17 protein-coding genes are annotated in these 17,405 nt (G+C 70.9%); 4 read left to right on the plus strand and 13 right to left on the minus strand.

Annotation, left to right across the window (positions count from 1 at the left end; genetic code table 11):
• Positions 1–40: 40 nt before the first annotated feature.
• From AB0M36_RS26000 to AB0M36_RS26010, 3 genes are all read right to left on the minus strand, one after another.
• Positions 41–1,339 (minus strand): ATP-binding cassette domain-containing protein, encoded by a 1,299-nt coding sequence (locus tag AB0M36_RS26000; RefSeq protein WP_364161935.1) that lies wholly within the window; start codon positions 1,337–1,339, stop codon positions 41–43.
• A gap of 108 nt (positions 1,340–1,447) precedes the next feature.
• Positions 1,448–3,619, minus strand: coding sequence for a CDP-glycerol:glycerophosphate glycerophosphotransferase (locus AB0M36_RS26005; protein WP_364161938.1), 2,172 nt, complete (start codon positions 3,617–3,619; stop codon positions 1,448–1,450).
• Complete coding sequence (locus AB0M36_RS26010) at positions 3,616–5,733, minus strand: DUF5941 domain-containing protein (protein WP_364161941.1); 2,118 nt, start codon at positions 5,731–5,733, stop codon at positions 3,616–3,618. Before AB0M36_RS26010 ends, AB0M36_RS26005 begins: the two co-directional genes overlap by 4 nt.
• A gap of 214 nt (positions 5,734–5,947) precedes the next feature.
• On the opposite strand from AB0M36_RS26010, the gene AB0M36_RS26015 reads away from it, so the two are divergent.
• On the plus strand, positions 5,948–6,130 hold the full coding sequence (locus AB0M36_RS26015; protein ID WP_364161944.1) for a PspC domain-containing protein: 183 nt from the start codon (positions 5,948–5,950) through the stop codon (positions 6,128–6,130).
• 143 nt (positions 6,131–6,273) lie between these two features.
• On the opposite strand, the gene AB0M36_RS26020 is transcribed toward AB0M36_RS26015, so the two are convergent.
• The 7 genes from AB0M36_RS26020 to pdxH all read right to left on the minus strand — a co-directional run bounded on the left by AB0M36_RS26020 (position 6,274) and on the right by pdxH (position 12,217).
• Positions 6,274–7,041, minus strand: coding sequence for a DUF4230 domain-containing protein (locus AB0M36_RS26020; RefSeq protein WP_364161947.1), 768 nt, complete (start codon positions 7,039–7,041; stop codon positions 6,274–6,276).
• 69 nt (positions 7,042–7,110) lie between these two features.
• A complete protein-coding gene (locus AB0M36_RS26025; protein WP_364161950.1) occupies positions 7,111–8,280 on the minus strand; it encodes an acyl-CoA dehydrogenase family protein in 1,170 nt (389 codons plus the stop codon).
• Positions 8,281–8,298: 18 nt separating this feature from the next.
• Positions 8,299–8,595 (minus strand): type II toxin-antitoxin system VapB family antitoxin, encoded by a 297-nt coding sequence (locus AB0M36_RS26030; RefSeq protein ID WP_189205918.1) that lies wholly within the window; start codon positions 8,593–8,595, stop codon positions 8,299–8,301.
• A 121-nt stretch (positions 8,596–8,716) separates the two neighbouring features.
• The gene (locus AB0M36_RS26035) at positions 8,717–9,346 is read right to left on the minus strand and encodes a nitroreductase family protein (protein ID WP_364161955.1); all 630 of its coding nucleotides are present in this window, start codon (positions 9,344–9,346) and stop codon (positions 8,717–8,719) included.
• A gap of 3 nt (positions 9,347–9,349) precedes the next feature.
• Positions 9,350–10,276 carry an aldose 1-epimerase family protein gene (locus AB0M36_RS26040; protein WP_364161958.1) on the minus strand — a complete coding sequence of 309 codons (927 nt, stop codon included), beginning with the start codon at positions 10,274–10,276 and terminating at the stop codon, positions 9,350–9,352.
• A gap of 10 nt (positions 10,277–10,286) precedes the next feature.
• Positions 10,287–11,534, minus strand: a complete 1,248-nt coding sequence (locus AB0M36_RS26045) for an MFS transporter (RefSeq protein WP_364162379.1) — start codon at positions 11,532–11,534, stop codon at positions 10,287–10,289.
• Positions 11,535–11,593: 59 nt separating this feature from the next.
• Positions 11,594–12,217, minus strand: coding sequence for a pyridoxamine 5'-phosphate oxidase (gene pdxH, locus AB0M36_RS26050; protein WP_364162382.1), 624 nt, complete (start codon positions 12,215–12,217; stop codon positions 11,594–11,596).
• Positions 12,218–12,419: 202 nt separating this feature from the next.
• Between pdxH and AB0M36_RS26055 the strand changes: the two genes are divergently transcribed.
• Positions 12,420–13,526 (plus strand): citrate synthase 2, encoded by a 1,107-nt coding sequence (locus AB0M36_RS26055; RefSeq protein ID WP_364161961.1) that lies wholly within the window; start codon positions 12,420–12,422, stop codon positions 13,524–13,526.
• 30 nt (positions 13,527–13,556) lie between these two features.
• Positions 13,557–14,678, plus strand: coding sequence for a phosphoserine transaminase (gene serC / locus AB0M36_RS26060; protein WP_364161964.1), 1,122 nt, complete (start codon positions 13,557–13,559; stop codon positions 14,676–14,678).
• Here serC and AB0M36_RS26065 read toward each other — a convergent pair.
• The gene (locus AB0M36_RS26065) at positions 14,659–15,111 is read right to left on the minus strand and encodes a GNAT family N-acetyltransferase (RefSeq protein WP_364161966.1); all 453 of its coding nucleotides are present in this window, start codon (positions 15,109–15,111) and stop codon (positions 14,659–14,661) included. The genes serC and AB0M36_RS26065 overlap by 20 nt on opposite strands.
• Before the next feature lie 186 nt (positions 15,112–15,297).
• Here AB0M36_RS26065 and sepH point away from each other — a divergent pair, with 186 nt between their 5' ends.
• Positions 15,298–16,383, plus strand: coding sequence for a septation protein SepH (gene sepH, locus AB0M36_RS26070; RefSeq protein ID WP_364161969.1), 1,086 nt, complete (start codon positions 15,298–15,300; stop codon positions 16,381–16,383).
• Position 16,384: 1 nt separating this feature from the next.
• Here sepH and thpR read toward each other — a convergent pair whose 3' ends face one another.
• A complete protein-coding gene (gene thpR / locus AB0M36_RS26075; RefSeq protein ID WP_364161972.1) occupies positions 16,385–16,870 on the minus strand; it encodes an RNA 2',3'-cyclic phosphodiesterase in 486 nt (161 codons plus the stop codon).
• Between the two features lie 10 nt (positions 16,871–16,880).
• Positions 16,881–17,324: a hypothetical protein gene (locus tag AB0M36_RS26080; protein WP_364161975.1), complete on the minus strand. Its 444-nt coding sequence runs from the start codon at positions 17,322–17,324 to the stop codon at positions 16,881–16,883.
• Positions 17,325–17,405 lie beyond the last annotated feature (81 nt).

Below are 17,405 nucleotides of genomic sequence, written 5' to 3' on the forward strand. Positions count from 1 at the left end.
GACACGGAACCGTCTTATCCGAATGAGCGAAATGTCGTTCTCAGCGCCAACCGACATCAATGCGGTCGCCGCGCTCGTCGAAGAAATGCAATGCATCCATCCGTACGCCGACCGCCAGCGAATGTCCGGGCGACACGGCCGGGTACGGAGCCAGCCGCACCGCCACCTCGGCCGGCCGCCGGTGATGCCGTCCCGGGTCGCTGAGCACCGAGACCCGCTGCGCTTCGGGGCGTTCGCGCACGGCCCGGTCCGACCGCCCGGCAAGCCGCTGCAAGGCACCGCCGACGCGGCTCAACGCCCCACCCGAGGGCACGGCGTCGGCCACACCCTTGCCCGCCTCGTCGACGACGATCGCGGTCGCACCGATGTCGAGGAAGGCCAGCGACTCGTGGCCGTGGTGCTCCAGATATCGGATCCTGCCGCGGAGCACGTCGCCCGGGGCGTCGGGAGCGACCGGAGTGAGCGCCTCGGCCCGCATGCCGACCACGATCCGCTCGCCGTGATAGCGCGCGATCGCCCGGGCGCGGATGTCGCTCCACGGCAGGTAGAGCACCTGTTCACCAAGGTCGAGCACGACATAGCGGTCGAGGTGCACATAGACCGACGCCTCGAGCAGGTTCATCCGTGGAGAACCGAGGAACGCGGCGACATAGAGGGTGGCCGGGCGGCCGTACACCTCGGTCGGGGTGCCCACGTCCTGCAGCACGCCCCCGCGCAGGATCGCGACCCGGTCCGCCATGGTCAGCGCCTCGGCCTGGTCGTGGGTGACGTACATGGTGGTGACGCCGAGTTCCCGGGTCAAAGCCGTGATTTCGGTACGCAGCTCGGCCCGCAGCCCACTGTCGAGATTCGACAACGGCTCGTCCATGAGAAACAGGCCCGGGCGGCGCACGATCGCCCGCCCCATCGCCACCCGCTGACGCTGGCCGCCGGATAGCTGCGTGGGCTTGCGGGCCAAAACGTCGCCGATGCCCAGGGCGGCGGCCACGTCACCGATCCGCTCACCACGGGGACCGGATTCCACACCGGAGAGCTTGAGCGGAAAGCCGATGTTGCCGGCGACCGTCATATGTGGATAGAGCGCGAAATCCTGGAAGACCATCGCGATCTGGCGGTCGCGGGGAGCCAGCTCCGCCACCGATTCGCCGTTGAGCAGAATGCTGCCCGCCGTCGGGTCCTCCAGGCCGGCGATCATCCGCAGGATGGTGGACTTGCCGCAGCCCGAAGGGCCGAGCAGCACCAGGAACTCGCCGTCCCGCACCTCGAGGTCGACCTTGTCGACCGCCACCGTTCCGTCCGGCCAGATCTTCGTGACGTCCTTGAGCGCGACGGTGGACACCGTCAACCTCCTGCATGCGAGCTGCGACGATGGCCTAGCGTGACCAGACGCATGCAGGACTGCCATCGGGTGAACGGCTATTGACCGCCCGTCACCGCGCCGTCACAGCTATCGATGCGCGGTCTCCCCGAGCAGGACCCGACGAACGACCCGCTCCGCTGCCCTACCGTCGTCGAGATAGCAGAACCGCTCCCGGAACCGGGCGCGCTTCGTCGCCGCGCCGGCGCCCTCGTAGGTCCGGCTTCGGAAGACGTCGACCAGGTCGCCGAAGGTCGTCGCGACCTCGCCCGGAGGCAGCTTCATCAGGTCGAAGTACACCCCGCGCAGCTCCCGGTACACCGCCCAGTCCGGCGCGAAGATCACGAGCGGCCGGTCCAGCACGGCGAAGTCGAACATGGCCGACGAATAGTCGGTCACCATCACATCCGCCGCCAGATACAGGTCCTCCACCACCGGGTACGGGGACATGTCCACAATGCGCCCCCGCCGCGTCGGCACCTGGTCGGCGGACACGGCGAAGTAGTGGGCGCGGACCAGCAGCACGGTATGCCGACCGAGCGCGTCGGCGAAGGCCTCCACGTCCAGCACCTGCCGGTCCAGCGGCAGCCACTCGCGGTGGGTAGGGGCGTAGAGGACGACCCGCTCGTGCGGCGCGAGGCCGAGCTTGTCCCGGACAGCCGCGGTGTCCGCCGCCGTCGCGCACGCCAGCCGGTCGTTGCGCGGATAGCCGACCTCGAGCGTCTCGTACCGGCAGGGATAAGCGCGCTCCCAGGCGATCGTCGTGTGCGCGTTGGCGCTCACGCTGAAATCCCAGCGGTCCGCGCGGCGCATCTGGGCGTGGAAGTTCTGGTCCTTCGCCGCCGCCGGATGGTCGGCCTGGTCCATGCCCATCATCTTCAGCGGGGTGCCGTGATGGGTCATGAGGTGCGTCGAGCCCGTCCGCTTACGCACCCAGTTCGGCCAGTTCACGTTGTTGACCAGCCAGCGGGCACGGGCCAGCGCGCGAAAGTACGCCGGCGAGCCCGCCACCACATACTCCACACCGGGCGGCACGGACTTCTCCCGCCCCCGGCCGACCACCCACACCGTGCGGATACCGGGCACGAGCTCGGCGGCCTTGGTCGCGATGGCCGCCGGATTGCAGCTCACCCCGCGATACCAGTACGCGGCGTACAGTGCCAGCTTCTCGTCCACCGGCAGCCGCAGCTGCAGTCGGTAGTAGGACCGGTAGGCGGCCTGCCGTACCCGCTTGGCGGTTCTCACGGCCTTGACGACCGGGGCGCGGCGCACCCGGTCGACGGCCCGGATCAGGCCGATGGCCCGCTGCATCGCCTGGAACGAGAAGAAGGAGCCACGGGCCGCGAACCTGTGCCGCAGCCCCATCGCCCCGGCCGGGCGTCGGTAGCCGACGGGCCGGTAGCGGTGGAAGTCTTCGGTGATCCGGTCGAAGAAGCGCTTGCGCGACGCCTTCCGCACCCGCTGGGCGTTGCTCAGCACGACGAAGTAGTGCCACATCATGCGCCGGAAGAGCACCGGACGCAGCGCCTCAGCCTGGTCGGCGTGCCCGTCCACCAGCGCCATCGCCTGCGCCCAGTGGCCGAAAATCTCAAAATGCCGATCGTCGAGGGTACGGGTGATCGCCCCGGTCCGGCGCTGCCGGTAGTGCAGGCAGATCCGGCTCAGGCTGCTGATCCTCGGCGCCGCGGCGAGCAGGGGGAAGGTGAAGGAGACGTCCTCGTACCAGCCCTCGTCGAAGCGAAGCTCCAGCTTGAGCAACAGTTCGCGGCGCACGACCTTGTTCCAGGCGACGTGCAGCACGTTCATGATGCGCGGGTATTCCCGCGCCGTGAAGATCTGCGGCGCCTCGGCGAGCAGCCGGCCGTCCTGTTGGCTCTCGACGCGGCCGTCCCAGTGCACCCTGTCGAATCCGACGACGAGCACGTCCACGGCGGTTTCGGCGATCCGGGCGGCGACCGCGCCCAGCGCGCCCCGCGCGAGCCAGTCGTCGCCGTCGACGAACCACACGTAATCGCCCACCGCGTGCTCGAGTCCGGCGTTGCGGGATCGGCCGGGGCCGACGTTCTCCCGCAGCGACACCACCCGCACACGCGGATCGCGGGCGGCGTACTCGGCGAGGATCGCGCCGCTGTTGTCCGGCGAGCTGTCGTCCACCGCCACGATCTCGAAGTCGGTGAAACTCTGCCCCACCAGCGAGTCCAGGCACTGCCGCAGGTAGCCCTGCACCTTGTAGACCGGCACGACCACGCTGAGCAGCGTCATCGGTTCCCCCCGGTCCGCCAGTCCCGGACCGCTCCCGTGAGAAATCGCAGGCCGACGCCGGCCGCCATCAGCAACTCGCCGGCCGTCGCGACACCGGCCAGCGCGAAGAGCACCAGCAACACGACCCGCCCGTCCCAGCCCAGCAGGGCGCGCTTCGCCTCCAGGTCAGGCGCGGCCTTCTCCATCCGGGCCGTCAGGTCGTAGTGATGCAGCGCCAGCGCGAAGAGCAGCGCGAACACGACCGGCGGCGGCACCGCGCAGATGACCGCGACGGCCACCGCCAGCAGGTATTCCGCGGCACGCAGCCCGGCCGGCACGAGCCAGTCGAGCGGCCCGTCGTGCCGGGACCGGGCCGCCAGCCCGGCACCGAGCACCAGCGCGGCAACCGCCACGAGCCAGACCGAGGCCTCGCCCGCCCGCACCAGCTCGACGTGCGCGGCCCCGCCCCACCACGAACCCCACCGCGTGCCACCCGGCACCCACCCGAAGCCCACGGCCGCGATCAGCGCCAGCGGGGCGACCGCCGCGACCATGCTCCAGAGCAGCGGCCGGGACAGGTCCGCCGCGCTCACGGTGCCGCGCACCAACCTGCCGTCGTCGCGGTGCCGCGACGTGTCGACCGTCTCCAGCACACCGACGCGCATCGAGAGCGAGCGCAGAGACCTCAACGCCAACGTGTACGCCGCGGCGAGCAGCCCCCACGTCACCACGGCGGCGAGCGCCACCCTGCCGTTCGTCAGAGCCGCCAGGATCGCGATCAACGCCCAGCGCTCGCCGATCGGAAAAACCACGATCCTCTTCAGCCAGTACGCGACCGACCCGGTGTCCGCCTGCACCTTGTTGGAGGCGCGGCTGAGCCGGGCACCCACCCCACCACCGGCGTCGGCATTGCCCGCGGTGCCCACGGCTTGCCGGGCCGCGGCCTCGTCGTGCAGGGCGCCATACCAGGTGTCGGTCATGTGCCGCACCGTCTGCAGCACGATCGCGGTGATGGCCAGCGGCCACGCGTACGGCAGGCCCACCCGGTCGGCACCGGCGGCCAGCCCGGCGTAGGCGGCGTACTCCTTGGCCCGGTCGGCCATCGTGTCGAGCCACCCGCCGAAAGCCCCGAACCGGCGGGTGTATCGGGCGAGCTGGCCATCGACGCAGTCGAGCACGAAACCGAGATAGAGCAGGACGGCGCCGGCCACCATCGCGGGACGCGACGCTTGCCAGAAGGCGAGCGCGGCGGCCACGGCGAAGAGCACGGACAGCGCGGTGACGCCGCTCGGTGTCAGACCGGCGCGGGCGCAGAGCTTGGTAACCAGCGGGGACCAGGAGCTCACCGCATAGGTGGTGAAGAAGTCGTCCTTCTCCTTGACGGCGAGCCGCAGCAGGGCCTTGTCCTCGTCAACGGCCTCGACCGCCGAGCTCGCCGCGGCGAGCTCGGCGTCGGTGCGCACCCGCGCGGCACGCAGCAGCCGCACCCGGGTCGCGATCGGCACCATCCCAGCATCGAGCAGCGCGGGAAGCAGGAGGTCGAGCGCGTTCCCGCCGCCCGCGCCGCCGCCCCCAGCCACGACACCGCTCCCAGCGGCGTTGGCCCCAGCCCCGCTGACCCCCACCGCGTTGGTCCGGGCTGCGTTGGTCCGGGCGGCGCCATTCCCGGCGGCGTTGTTTGCGCCGACCGCGGCTCCGGCGGTGGAGATCGCCTTCTCGGCGGCGGCCGCGGTGAGGCGGAGGTCACCGGGTGCGAGGTAGAGCGCGCCCATGAATCGGGTGGGGCCGTCCGTGGCCGCGACCAGCCGACCCCGATCCTCCCTGAGGTCGCCTCCGGTGCCACGCTCCGTAGCGACGACGAGGGCGGTGCTGCGCCCGGCCGGCTCGGTAGCCAGGGTCCAGAGCAGACTCGGATGCGCGACCAGGTCGTCGGCGCACAACAGGACCGGTTCGCCGGCCTCGGCGACGATCCTGGCGATCTCCCTGAGCTGCTGCGGAAGATCATCACCGCCCACGGTCAGCACGGCCGAGGCTCCGGCCGCGGTCAGTCCGGCGGTGAGCTCGCCGGCGAGCCTGGCGGCTGCGGCCGGGTCGAGATCGTTGCCGGCGCTGCCGCACAACACGGCGAGCGTCACCGCGGCATCCCTCCCACCAGAACCGCCCAGTCGCAGAGAGTAGGGGCGGCATTCGCCCCGAATGTTAACAGCGGCGAGGGCCGGCTACGGGGAGCCCTTACGGGAACGCGAGCCGCCTTCTCCCCCTGCGGACCGAGGTCGGGGCGGCGGCGCGCTCGTACTGTGGATTGCAGGTCAGGCACCCCGCCCGGCCGACATTGAAGGAGTGGATGACATGGCCCGCCGTCTGGCTCGCCCCCGCGACGACCGATGGATCGCCGGCGTGTGTTCCGGCCTCGCCCGCCGCTTCGGCATCGGCTCGGGCACGATGCGCCTGATCTTCGTCATCTCCTGCCTCTTGCCCGGCCCGCAGTTCCTCGTCTACCTCGTCCTGTGGGCCATGCTCCCCAACGAGTGACCGCAAACGCGTCCTGCCACTCGTCCAGCTCACCGCCCGAGTAAACGCGTCCCGGGCAGCGTCGCCTGACGGGTCGCGGCCGGCGCAACACCCGCGCGGTGGCCGGCGTCCCTCCCCGGGCGTCGGCCACCGTCGTCATCGGGTCACGGACTCGTGAACTCGACGGTGACCTTCGTATAGCCGAGCCGTTCGAAGAGGCTGACCAGCATCCTCTCGGTGTTCTGCCGGGCACGTTGGTCGAGCCCACTGCTCCGGGCGGCCTCGGTGATCCGCTCCTGGGCGAGCTGGTAGACCCGTTGTTGCTGGTTGGGGTCGCTGGAGAAGGCGTCCCCGATCCGGTTGAGCAGACCCCGTTCCTCCGCCACCACATAGCTGCGCTGCATGTCGAGGGCAGCCTGCCCCTGCTGCGGGGCCGGCAGCTTGAGGTGGACCGTCTTGTTCTCCTCGTCGACCGTCAGGGCGCCCGAGGAGAGCTGGCCGAAGTCGACGTACTCCTCGACAGTGCCGGAGCCGACGAAGAGTGTGCGCTTGTTGAGCAGGAAGTCGGGGACGTTCTCCTTGTTCTCCTGCAGGTCGACGATGACCTGGAACGTGCCGTCGGCGGCCACGTAGCGGCTCAGGTCGCGCATCGACTGCAGCAGGACCGGCTGGCTGCGGTCGGTGGTCTTGTCGGAGAACGGGTTGTCGAAGCCGGGTAGCACGTTCATCGCCCGAAGGCCGAGGCACAGCGCCACGATGAGCGCGAAGACGACCCCGGTGAAGATGACCACCCGGGCGAACGCGCCGGGTCCTCGCGGCTCGGCCGCGGGAGCCTCGGTCGGCGATGTTGTCGTGGGCGCGGTCACCGAGGTGGGCTCCTCGATGGCCGGATATTCGCTGGTCGGCTCGTCGACGCCGGACGGATTTGCCATCGCCGGACACCTCTTCCTCTCGCTGCCCTGCTTCCCAAGGTACGGAAGGGGTACGACAGTCGCAGCCGCTCAACCTCCGAATGCGTTCAAACCCGTCAATTTCTGCCCGATGACGAGCTGGTGGATCTCCGAAGTTCCCTCGTACGTGAGCACGCTTTCGAGGTTGTTGGCATGCCGGAGCACCGGATACTCACCGCTGATCCCATTGGCGCCGAGGATCGTCCGGCACTGCCGAGCGATCTTGATCGCCTCCCGGACGTTGTTGAGCTTGCCGACGCTGACCTGCTCGGGCCGCAGCCCGCCGAGATCGGCGCGCCGGCCGAGGTGCAGCGCCAGCAGGTAGCCCTTCTGCAGCTCCAGCGCCATGTCGGCCAGCTTCGCCTGGGTGAGCTGGAACCCGGCGATCGGGCGGCCGAACTGCTCGCGGGCCCCCGCGTACGCGATGGCGGTCTCCAGGCAGTCCCGGGCCGCGCCGAGGGCACCCCAGACGATGCCGAACCGGGCCTCGGTGAGGCACGTCAGCGGACCCTTGAGGCCGCGGGCGAGCGGCAACCGGGCGGAGTCTGGCACGCGTACGTCATCGAGGGTGATCTCACCGGTGGCGGAGGCGCGCAGCGAAAGCTTCTTCTTCACCTCGCGCGTGGAGAAGCCGGGGGTGGTCGTCGGCACGGCGAAGCCGAGCACGCCCTCGTCCGCGCGGGCCCAGATCACCGCCACGTCGGCGAGGGGCGCGTTGGTGATCCACATCTTGCCGCCGTGCAGCACCCAGTCGTCGCCGTCGCGGCGGGCCCGGGTCGCCATCGTGCCCGGGTCGGAGCCGTGATCGGGCTCGGTCAGTCCGAAGCATCCGATCAGCTCGCCGGCGGCCATGCCCGGCAGCCACCGCTGCTTCTGCTCCTCGCTGCCGAACTTCCAGATGGCATACATGGCCAGGGAGCCCTGGACCGACACCAGGGACCGGACGCCCGAGTCGGCGGCCTCCAGCTCCATGCAGACGAGGCCGTACTGGACCGCGGAGGCGCCGGCGCAGCCGTACCCGGTGAGGTGCATGCCGAGCAGGCCGAGTTTGCCGAACTCGAGGGCGAGCTCGCGGACGGGCACCTCGCCGCGCTCGTACCAGTCGGCGATGTGCGGGCGGACCCGCTCGTCGGCGACCCGGCGCACCAGCGCCCGGACGTCGCGTTCCTCGTCGTTCAGGAGTTCGTCGAGGTCGAGCAGATCCAGTGGTGAGACGGCCATGGAGTAAAACTAACAGCGTTAGTTGTCGATGACGAGTACTCGGGCGTGGATCTGGTTGCGCTGTTGCAGGGCCGCCCGCAACGCGCGGTGCAGCCCGTCCTCGAGATAGAGGCCGCCGTTCCACTCCACGACGTGCGGGAACAGGTCGCCGTAGAACGTCGAGTCCTCCGCGAGGAGCTTGTCGAGCGCCAGCTCACGCTTGGTGGTGATGAGGTCGGCCAGCCGGATCGGCCGGGGTGGGATCTCTGCCCACGCCTTCAGCGTCGTGTGATGGTCGGGGTACGGCGCTCCGTCCCGCACCGCTTTGAAGATCACGACGGCACGCTCCCCTCAGGTCCTCGCTCTGGCCTTACCCGGCAAACGGGCAGGTACGCCTGTCAGCCTAGCGAGCCGCCAGCCTAACGACCGGCGCCGTCCTCGACGCCGTCACCTGTGCTCAGGTGTTGTTCCCACCAGACGCCCCCGTGGCGTTCCATCGGCCATGATGCACCACCTCGTCCACCGGACGGTGCCCACGGCGTAGTGACGGTGACCTCTTATCGGCCATCGGGTACCCCACCGCCAGCGCTCCCACCGGCGTGAACTCCTCCGGCACGCCGAAGGCCTCCCGAAAGGCACCGACCCGATCCGCCGGTACGCCGAAGAACAGCGAACCCAGCTCCTCGTTGACGGCGGTCAGGTGCATGAGCAGCGCGGCGAAGCCGGTGTCGACGTCCCAGTACGGCACCGGCCACCGCCGCTCGTCGCGGTCGGTCCAGCCCTTGTCGGCCTGGGCGTACCGGTCGAGATAGACCGACTTGTTGGAGAGCGCCACGATGATCAGCGGCGCGGTGCTCATCCGCCGCAGCCAGCCGTCCGCGAGCCCCTCGGCGGCGGTGACCGACCAGTAGAGCTCCCGGTCCTCCGGCCGCTGAAGCACCAGGAAGCCCCAGCCCTGGGAGAAGCCCGCCGACGGCGCCCGCAGCGCGTGTTTGATCAGCTTGTCGACAAGCTCCGGTGGCACGGGACGGTCGGGGTCGTACGTGCGGATCATTCTGCGCCGGCGCAGGACCTCGTCGAACTCCACGGCTCAGCCCGCCACCCGGATGCCCCAGGACCCCCGCCAGCCTTGCCCGGGCGCCAGCACCACCAGGTCACGCCCGGACCGGAACGCGTCCGGCGGGCAGGTCATCGGCTCGATCGCGCACGATCGCCGGAACCGCTCGCCGCTCAGCGTGTCACCGGTGAACACCTGCCACCACTTGAAGCTCCCGTCGCCCCAGACGGTCACCGACCGGCTGCCGTCGGGCGCCGCGATGGTGACCGACGAGCCGCCGTCCGAGTCGGCGATCAGGTCTCCCCAGGTCGTGTCGAGCGCGGCCGCGCCGATGCGGCGTGGCTCGGTGTAGTCGAATTCGCCGCCGGCCACCTTGACCGCGCCGATCGGCAGCAGCCTGTTGTCGGTGAGCACCTTGCTGCGGCCCGGCACCCTCAGCAGGGTGTCGTCCACCGCCACGCCCGGCAACCGCAGGTAGGGATGGACCGAGAAGCCCCACGGCGCGTTGGCGTCGCCGGTGTTGGTGACCTCCTGGTCCGAGCGGAGCCCGTCGGCGCCGACGCTCCACCGGGTCCGCAGCGTGAGCGACCACGGATATCCGACCTGCGCCGGCAGATCGAACTCGAGCGTGACGGACTCCGGCGTCCGCTCGGCGAGCCGCCAGCGGGACCAGTTGGTCAGTCCGTGGATCGCGTTGTGCTTGCCCGGCTCGGTGAGCGGCAGCTGATGTGTCGTGCCCTCGAAGGTGTAGCGCCCATCGCGGATGCGATTGGGCCACGGTGCGAGGAGCTGACCCGCCGAGGCGGGCGAGATCTCATCCGGCCCGAAGCCGTCCACCACCTCGACCGGGCCCACGGCATAGCCGCGCAGCACACCGCCGACCTCGGCGACCGTCGCCCGATGGCCGTCCGCTTCGATCGTCCACTGAGTCCCAGACTTCGCCGCCACGACATCTGTCATGCATGGGACATTATCGGTTCGCGTCAGCGTCGGCGGGGGGACGGTAGCGACCGAGTGCCGGGAAGGCGAGGGCCAGCACCACGGCCAGCCCGGCGGCGGCGAATCCACCGCCCGCCCAGGACGCCGTCGGTCCCGCGAAGTCCGCGGTGGCGCCCGCACGCAGGTCGCCCAGCCTCGGGCCGCCGGCTACGACGACCGTGAAGACGCCCTGGAGCCGTCCGCGCAGCCGGTCCGGCGCGTAGACCTGGAGGATCGACTGCCGGTAGACCGCGCTGACGAGATCCGCCGCGCCGCCGACCGCCAGCAACGCCACCATCAGCCACAGCGAGGTCGCCAGCCCGGCGAGGCCGACCGCTACGCCCCAGCCGATCACCGCCACGATCAAGGCGACGCCCTGGCGCCGGACCCGGCCGATCCACCCGGAGGTGAGGCCGCCGAGCACCGAGCCGATCGCGATCGCGGCGAACAGCCAGCCGACGGCGGCACCGCCGCCGAACCGGTCCTCGGCGATCTCCGGGAACAGCGCCCGGGGCATCGCCAGGACCATCGCGACGATGTCGATCGCGAAGGAGAGCAGGAGCACCGGCTGGGTGGCGAGGAACCGCAGGCCGTCCACGATGCCGCGCAGACCCGCGGTGGGCTTCTCGGGGTGGTCGTCATGCACCGGAGGGATGGGCGGGAGCTTGTACGCCGCCCAGAAGGAGATGGTGAAAAGCGCGGCGTCCACGGCGTACGCGATGGTGATGCCGGTGCCGGTCGACCAGGTGCCGAAGATGAGGCCCGCGGCGAGCGGGCCGAGAACTCCGCCCGCGGTCGTCGTGGTGTAGGCGAGGGTGTTGGCCGCGGGCACCAGCGCGGCGGGCACGATCCGCGGGATGATCGCCTGCCGGGCCGGCGAACTGATCGCGAAACCCGCCGACTGCACGGCGGTGAGCACCAGGAGCAGCACCCCGCTGCGCGCCCCGAGCAGCGCCTGCACCAGCAGGCCGACCGTGGACAGCCAGGCCAGGGTCGAACTGGCGAGCAGCAGCTTGCGCCGGTCGACCACGTCGGCGGCGGCGCCACCCCAGAGACCGAAGATCAGCAGGGGTACGAGCCCGGCGATGCCGAGCAGACCCACCCAGGCGGACGAGTGCGTGATCGCGAACATCTCGACCGGCACGGCCACCGCGGTGAACTGAAAGCCGAAGTAGGAGACGCCGTTGCCGACCCACATCCGCCGGTACGCGCGCTCGCGCAGCGGCCGTACGTCGATCATCCAGCCCTTGCCGTCGCGCTCCTCGACGACCTTCTCCGCGGCCTCGACGGGCTCCTGGCTCACGGAGCCAGCCGCTCGACGACCCAGTTCCCGCCGGCACGGCGATACTGGAGCCGGTCGTGCAGGCGGTTGCTGCGCCCCTGCCAGAACTCGACGGTCTCCGGCACGACCCGCAGCCCACCCCAGTGCGGCGGTGCGGGCACGTCGCTGTCGCCGAAGCGCTCGGCGGCGGCCGCGAGTCCCGCGTCGACGGCGGCCCGGTCCGGCACCACCCGGCTCTGCGGACTCGCCCAGGCGCCGAGCCGGGAACCGCGCGGCCGGCTCGCGAAGTAGGCCTCGGTCTCGGCCCGGTCCACCTTCTCCACCTCGCCGCAGACGATGACCTGCCGCTGCATTCCAAACCACGGGAACACCAGGCTCGCCTGCGGATTCGCCTGCGCCTCGGCGCCCTTGCGCGACGTGTAATTGGTGAAGAACACGAAGCCGCGCTCGTCATAGTCCTTCAGCAACACGGTGCGGGCGCTCGGCCGGCCGGCGGCGTCCGCTGTCGCGACGATCATGGCGTTGGGCTCGGGCAGGGCGTACTCCAGCGCCTGGGAGAACCAACGGGAGAACTGCTCCGGCCAGGTCGCGGCCAGGTCGTTCTCGAGCAGCTCCCCGCGCTCGGTGTAGTCGCGCCGCATCGCGGCAGGTGACTGCTGGTCCGACGTCACATGCGTTCCTTCCCCCGATCGACCCAACGAACCTAAGTCGTGTACGCCGCCGCGTCCCCTCGGGAAGGATAGGTGTCGCAGACAGCACATTCCTGCGGGTCGACCGCCAGGTCGCCGGCGGGCAAGATGAGACACCCACGGCTTCGACCAGCCGGACTCCCCAGGAGGCGTCGTGTCCGATTTCAAGCCGGGCCTCGAGGGCGTCGTCGCCTTCGAGACCGAGATCGCCGAGCCCGACAAGGACGGCGGCTCCCTGCGCTACCGGGGAGTCGACATCGAGGACCTGATCGGCCAGGTGTCCTTCGGCAGCGTGTGGGCGCTGCTGGTCGACGGCCGGTTCGGGCCGGGACTGCCGCCCGCCGAGCCGTTCCCGGTGCCGGTGCACTCGGGCGACATCCGCGTCGACGTGCAGTCCGCTGTCGCGATGCTCGCGCCGTACTGGGGGCTCTCCCAGCTGCTGGACATCGACGACGAGCAGGTCCGCACCGACCTGGCGCGGGTGTCGGTGACCGCCCTGTCGTTCGTGGCGCAGGCCGCTCGCGGGCTGGGTCTGCCGGCGGTGCCGCAGAAGGACATCGACAAGGCACAGACGATCGTCGAGCGCTTCATGAAGCGCTGGCGGGGCGAGCCGGATCCCCGGCACGTCAAGGCGGTCGACGCTTATTTCATCTCCGCCGCCGAGCACGGGCTCAACGCCTCCACCTTCACCGCGCGGATCGTCGCGTCCACCGGCGCGGACGCCGCCGCCTGCATCTCCTCCGGCATCGGCGCGCTGTCCGGGCCGCTGCACGGCGGCGCGCCCTCCCGCGTGCTGCACATGATCGAGGCGGTCGAGCGCAGCGGCGACGCGGAGGGATACGTCAAGGGTGTCCTCGACCGCGGCGAACGCCTGATGGGCTTCGGCCACCGCGTCTATCGCGCCGAGGATCCGCGGGCGCGGGTGCTGCGGCGCACGGCCCAGGAGCTGGGTGCTCCCCGCTTCGAGGTGGCCGAGGCGCTGGAACGCGCCGCCCTCGCCGAGTTGCAGGCGCGCAAGCCCGACCGGGTGCTGGCGACCAACGTGGAGTTCTGGTCCGCGGTGGTGCTCGACTTCGCCGAGGTCCCGTCGCACATGTTCACCTCGATGTTCACCTGTGCCCGGGTGGCCGGCTGGAGCGCGCACATCCTGGAGCAGAAGAAGCTCGGTCGCATCGTGCGGCCGAGTGCGCTCTATGTCGGACCGCCCACCCGCAAGCCGCAGGACGTGGAGGGCTGGGACGCGGTCCCGCATAATCTGTAATCGCTTCGCCACCGCTTGGAAGGACCCCCCGTGACTGATCCGATCCGCATCCCCGACGACCTCAGGCCCGTCGATGGCCGGTTCGGGTCCGGGCCGAGCAAGGTCCGCCCGGAGGGGGTCGAGGCACTCAGCCGGGTGGCGACGACCTTCCTGGGCACCTCGCACCGACAGAAATCGGTCAAGGAGCAGGTGGCCCGCCTGCGTGCGGGGATCGGGGAGTTCTTCTCCCTTCCGGACGGATACGAGGTGATCATCAGCAACGGCGGCACCAGCGCCTTCTGGGAGACCGCCACGTTCGGACTGATCCGCGACAAGGCCCAGTTCGCCGAGTTCGGTGAGTTCGGTGCCAAGTTCGTCAAGGCGGTCACCGACGCGCCGTTCCTCGCCGAGCCGACCGTGCACAAGGCGCCGGGTGGCAGCGCGGCCTACCTGAGTGCCGAGGCGGGCGTCGACGCGTACGCGAGCGTCCACAACGAGACGTCGACCGGCGTCGCCGTGCCGGTCAAGCGGGTCGCGGGCGCCGACCCGGGCGCGCTGCTGCTGACCGACGCCACCTCGGGCGGCGGCAGCCTGGAGGTCGACCTCACCGAGACCGACGTCTACTACCTCGCGCCGCAGAAGGCGTTCGGCTCCGACGGTGGACTCTGGATCGCCCTGATGTCGCCGGCGGCGATCGAGCGGGCATACGAGATCAAGGCGTCGGGCCGCTACATCCCGCAGTTCCTCGACCTCGTCACCGCCATCGAGCAGTCCCGTCTCGAGCAGACCTACAACACCCCCGCGCTGGCCACCGTCTTCCTCGCCGCCGAGCAGATCGACTGGATGAACGCGCAGGGCGGCCTCGCCTGGGCGAGCAAACGCAGCGCCGAGAGCGCGGCGGCCATCTACGGCTGGGCGGACCGCTCCGCCGTGGCGTCCCCCTTCGTCGCCGACCCGGCGCTGCGCTCGAATGCGGTCGCCACGATCGACTTCGTGGACGGCGTGGATGCCGCCGTGATCGCCAAGGTGCTGCGCGCCAACGGGATCGTGGACACCGAGCCCTATCGCAAGCTGGGCCGCAACCAGCTGCGCGTGGCCCTCTACCCCACCGTGGACCCGGCGGACGTCGAGGCGCTCACCCGCTGCATCGACTTCATCGTCGGTCGCCTGTGACCTTGCGGACCATGACGGTCTCCCCGTCGTCGATCTCCCCGGTCTCCGTGAAGCCCGCCGAGAGATAGAGCGCTCGGGCGCGGTCGTTGGACGGCACGAAGCTGAGGCGTACGGTCTCGGCTTCGTGCTCGCGGACGGCGTAGCCGACGGCGGCCTCGAGCGCCTGCCGCCCGAGCCCGCGCCCCTGGAACCGGTGGTCGATCATCAGCCGGACGAGGACGTGTTCCCCAGGCCGCTCCCCGGGGTGCAACAGTACAAAACCGACCAGTTCGCCATCCGCGTAGACGGCGCGCGGCTCAGCCTCGGGATAGATGTGGGTCTCGGCGATGCCGACGACGTTCGGCGCCACGAACCCGGCCTGCTCGGGCGCGACCTCCAGCTTGATGATGGCGCGGAAGTCGTCCTTGGTCACCGGGCGGAGTTCGACGGTCATGCCGCCTTTCTAGGCCCCCCGCCGCACCGGGGCAAGGCGTTATCCGTTGAAGATCATCTTCGCTGGTCAATGACTTCGACGGCGTGGCATACCACCATTGGGTGACCGAGGCGCGTACCGTGTTGGAGAATCGCGCCCGGGTGGCTGACTCTCGGGAACAGGCCAGCGACGGGACGGAGGCAACGCATGCGGCCAGTACGCTTCGTCGCTCTCTCCGAGGACGGTCAGGCCCTGGTGCTCGCCGACGAGGTCGGCCGGCTCCTGGCACTCCCCATCGACGACCGTGTCAGCGGCGCCCTGCATCACGAGGGCGGCGCCGGCACCGTGACCCCGAACAGCACGGCGGTGGCCCTGTCTGGCGAGTCCATGGCGACACTGTCGCCACGCGACATCCAGGCACGGATCCGCTCGGGCGAGTCCGCCGAGGACGTCGCGCGCGTCGCGGGTGTGCCGGTCGACCGGGTACTGCGCTACGCCGGCCCGGTGCTGCAGGAGCGGGCCATGCTTGCCCAGCACGCCCGCCGCACCCGACTGAAGACGTCGGATTCCGGCGCGCCGCTGGCCGAGGTGGTCGACAGTCGCCTCGCCCAACACGGCATCGACACGGAAAAGATCTCCTGGGACGCGTTCCGCCGCGACGACGGCACCTGGCGCATCGTCGCCACGTGGCCGTCCGGCAAGGCCACCGCGCAGGCGCTCTGGGACCTCGACAAGGGCCGCCAGGTCGTCTCGCCGCACGACGACATGGCGCAGTACCTGTGCGCCGAGCGTCCGACCCAGATCCTCGGCCAGGAGCCCGCCCCCGAGCGGGGCGGACACGAGCGTGGCGGGCACGGCCTGCCCGGTCCGAGCCGCACGGCGGAGCCCAGCCGCGGCGGGCGCGGCCTGCCGGCGGCGGCGGATTCGCCTCGCCCGATGCGCGACCCGATCCGCGCCGGACGCGACGCCCTGCTGGCCTCGCTCGACCGCCCGCTGGGCGGCGACCGTCCCGGCCGCGGCCTCGAGCCGGCGGCGCAGGAGTCCCGGCGCCCGGTCGCGGGCGGCGCCGCGGCGCTGCTCGGCGGTGGCGCCGGTTCCGCCTTCGACGACGACGCGGACCTGCCCAAGGAGGTTCCCGCGGTGCCGAGCCTGGCCGTGCTGCGGCCGAGGCGCACCGTGGGCGCCCAGTCCGGCGAGTCCGACGCCGAGGAGACGGCGAAGCCCCGCAAGCGCCTGCCGAGCTGGGACGACGTGCTGTTCGGCGGCGGCCCCGCGGCCCGCGAAAGCTCCTGAGCTACCAGGCACGCAGGGTGGTGTAGGCGCCGTCCGGCTCCACGCGCACCAGCGCGAACTCATCGAGAGTCCAGGGTGAGCCGGCATAGCTCTCGAGCGTCTGCCGCAGGGCGTCGTCGTGTGCATATGCGACGGTCAGATGCGGTGTGTACGGCCGGTCGTCCGGTGACAATCCGACGCTTCGCGCGGCCGCTCGAACGTCCGCGCTGAGATCACCCAGCTCTCCGTCAACTCCCGCCCACGTCACCCGGCCGTTGAATCCACCACCGCCACGCAGGCGCAGCTCGCGTCCGCGCGGCACGGAGACCCCGCCGAGGGCGTCTTCGAGGCCGGGCCGGCACTCCTCGGACACCTCACCGAGGAACGCGAGCGTCACATGCCATTTCTCCACCGCCGTCAGGCGGACCCGGTGCGCCGCGGAGTCGAGTCGCTGCCTCAGGTCTCCGCGGACGTCGTCCGGTGGATAGATCGCCACGAAGAGTCGCACGCGGGTGACCCTAGCGCAGGCGCATCCCCGCGGCCCGCAGCTCCTCCTCCACCCGCATCCGCTCCAGGTCGAGGTCCATCCCGTCGAGCGCGCTCAGGTGATGCGGGAGGCCCAGGGCCTCACTGGCCAGCGACAGGCGGCGGTCGTACGCCCGGATCACCGCGGCCAACCAGGCGGCGGACTCGGCGGTGGGACCGCTGCGTCGTTGCCGCCCCAGGCGCCGCAGGTCGGCGGCCAGTTCCTCGACGCCGGGGCCACGCACCGGCGGCAGCGGCGGGTCCTCGGCGTTGAGCCGGCGGTCGAGGCTACGCAGGGCGCGGGTCTCCTGCCGAGGGTCCCGGCCCTGGAAGCGGCGCCCGGTGAGCCCGTCGGCGCAGGCCACAATGGCGACCGCGCACGGGAGGAACAGCAACACCAGCAGCGCCGCGACGACCATGAGGTGCGTGATGCCCACGGCATGACGCTAGGCGGTCGTGGGCCGCGACCGAGAGGGCCGTTCGGATGACTGGGTCTGCCAGGTTCCCGACTGACATCG

The organism is Actinoplanes sp. NPDC051346, from assembly GCF_040682215.1.
Taxonomy (GTDB): Bacteria; Actinomycetota; Actinomycetes; order Mycobacteriales; family Micromonosporaceae; genus Actinoplanes.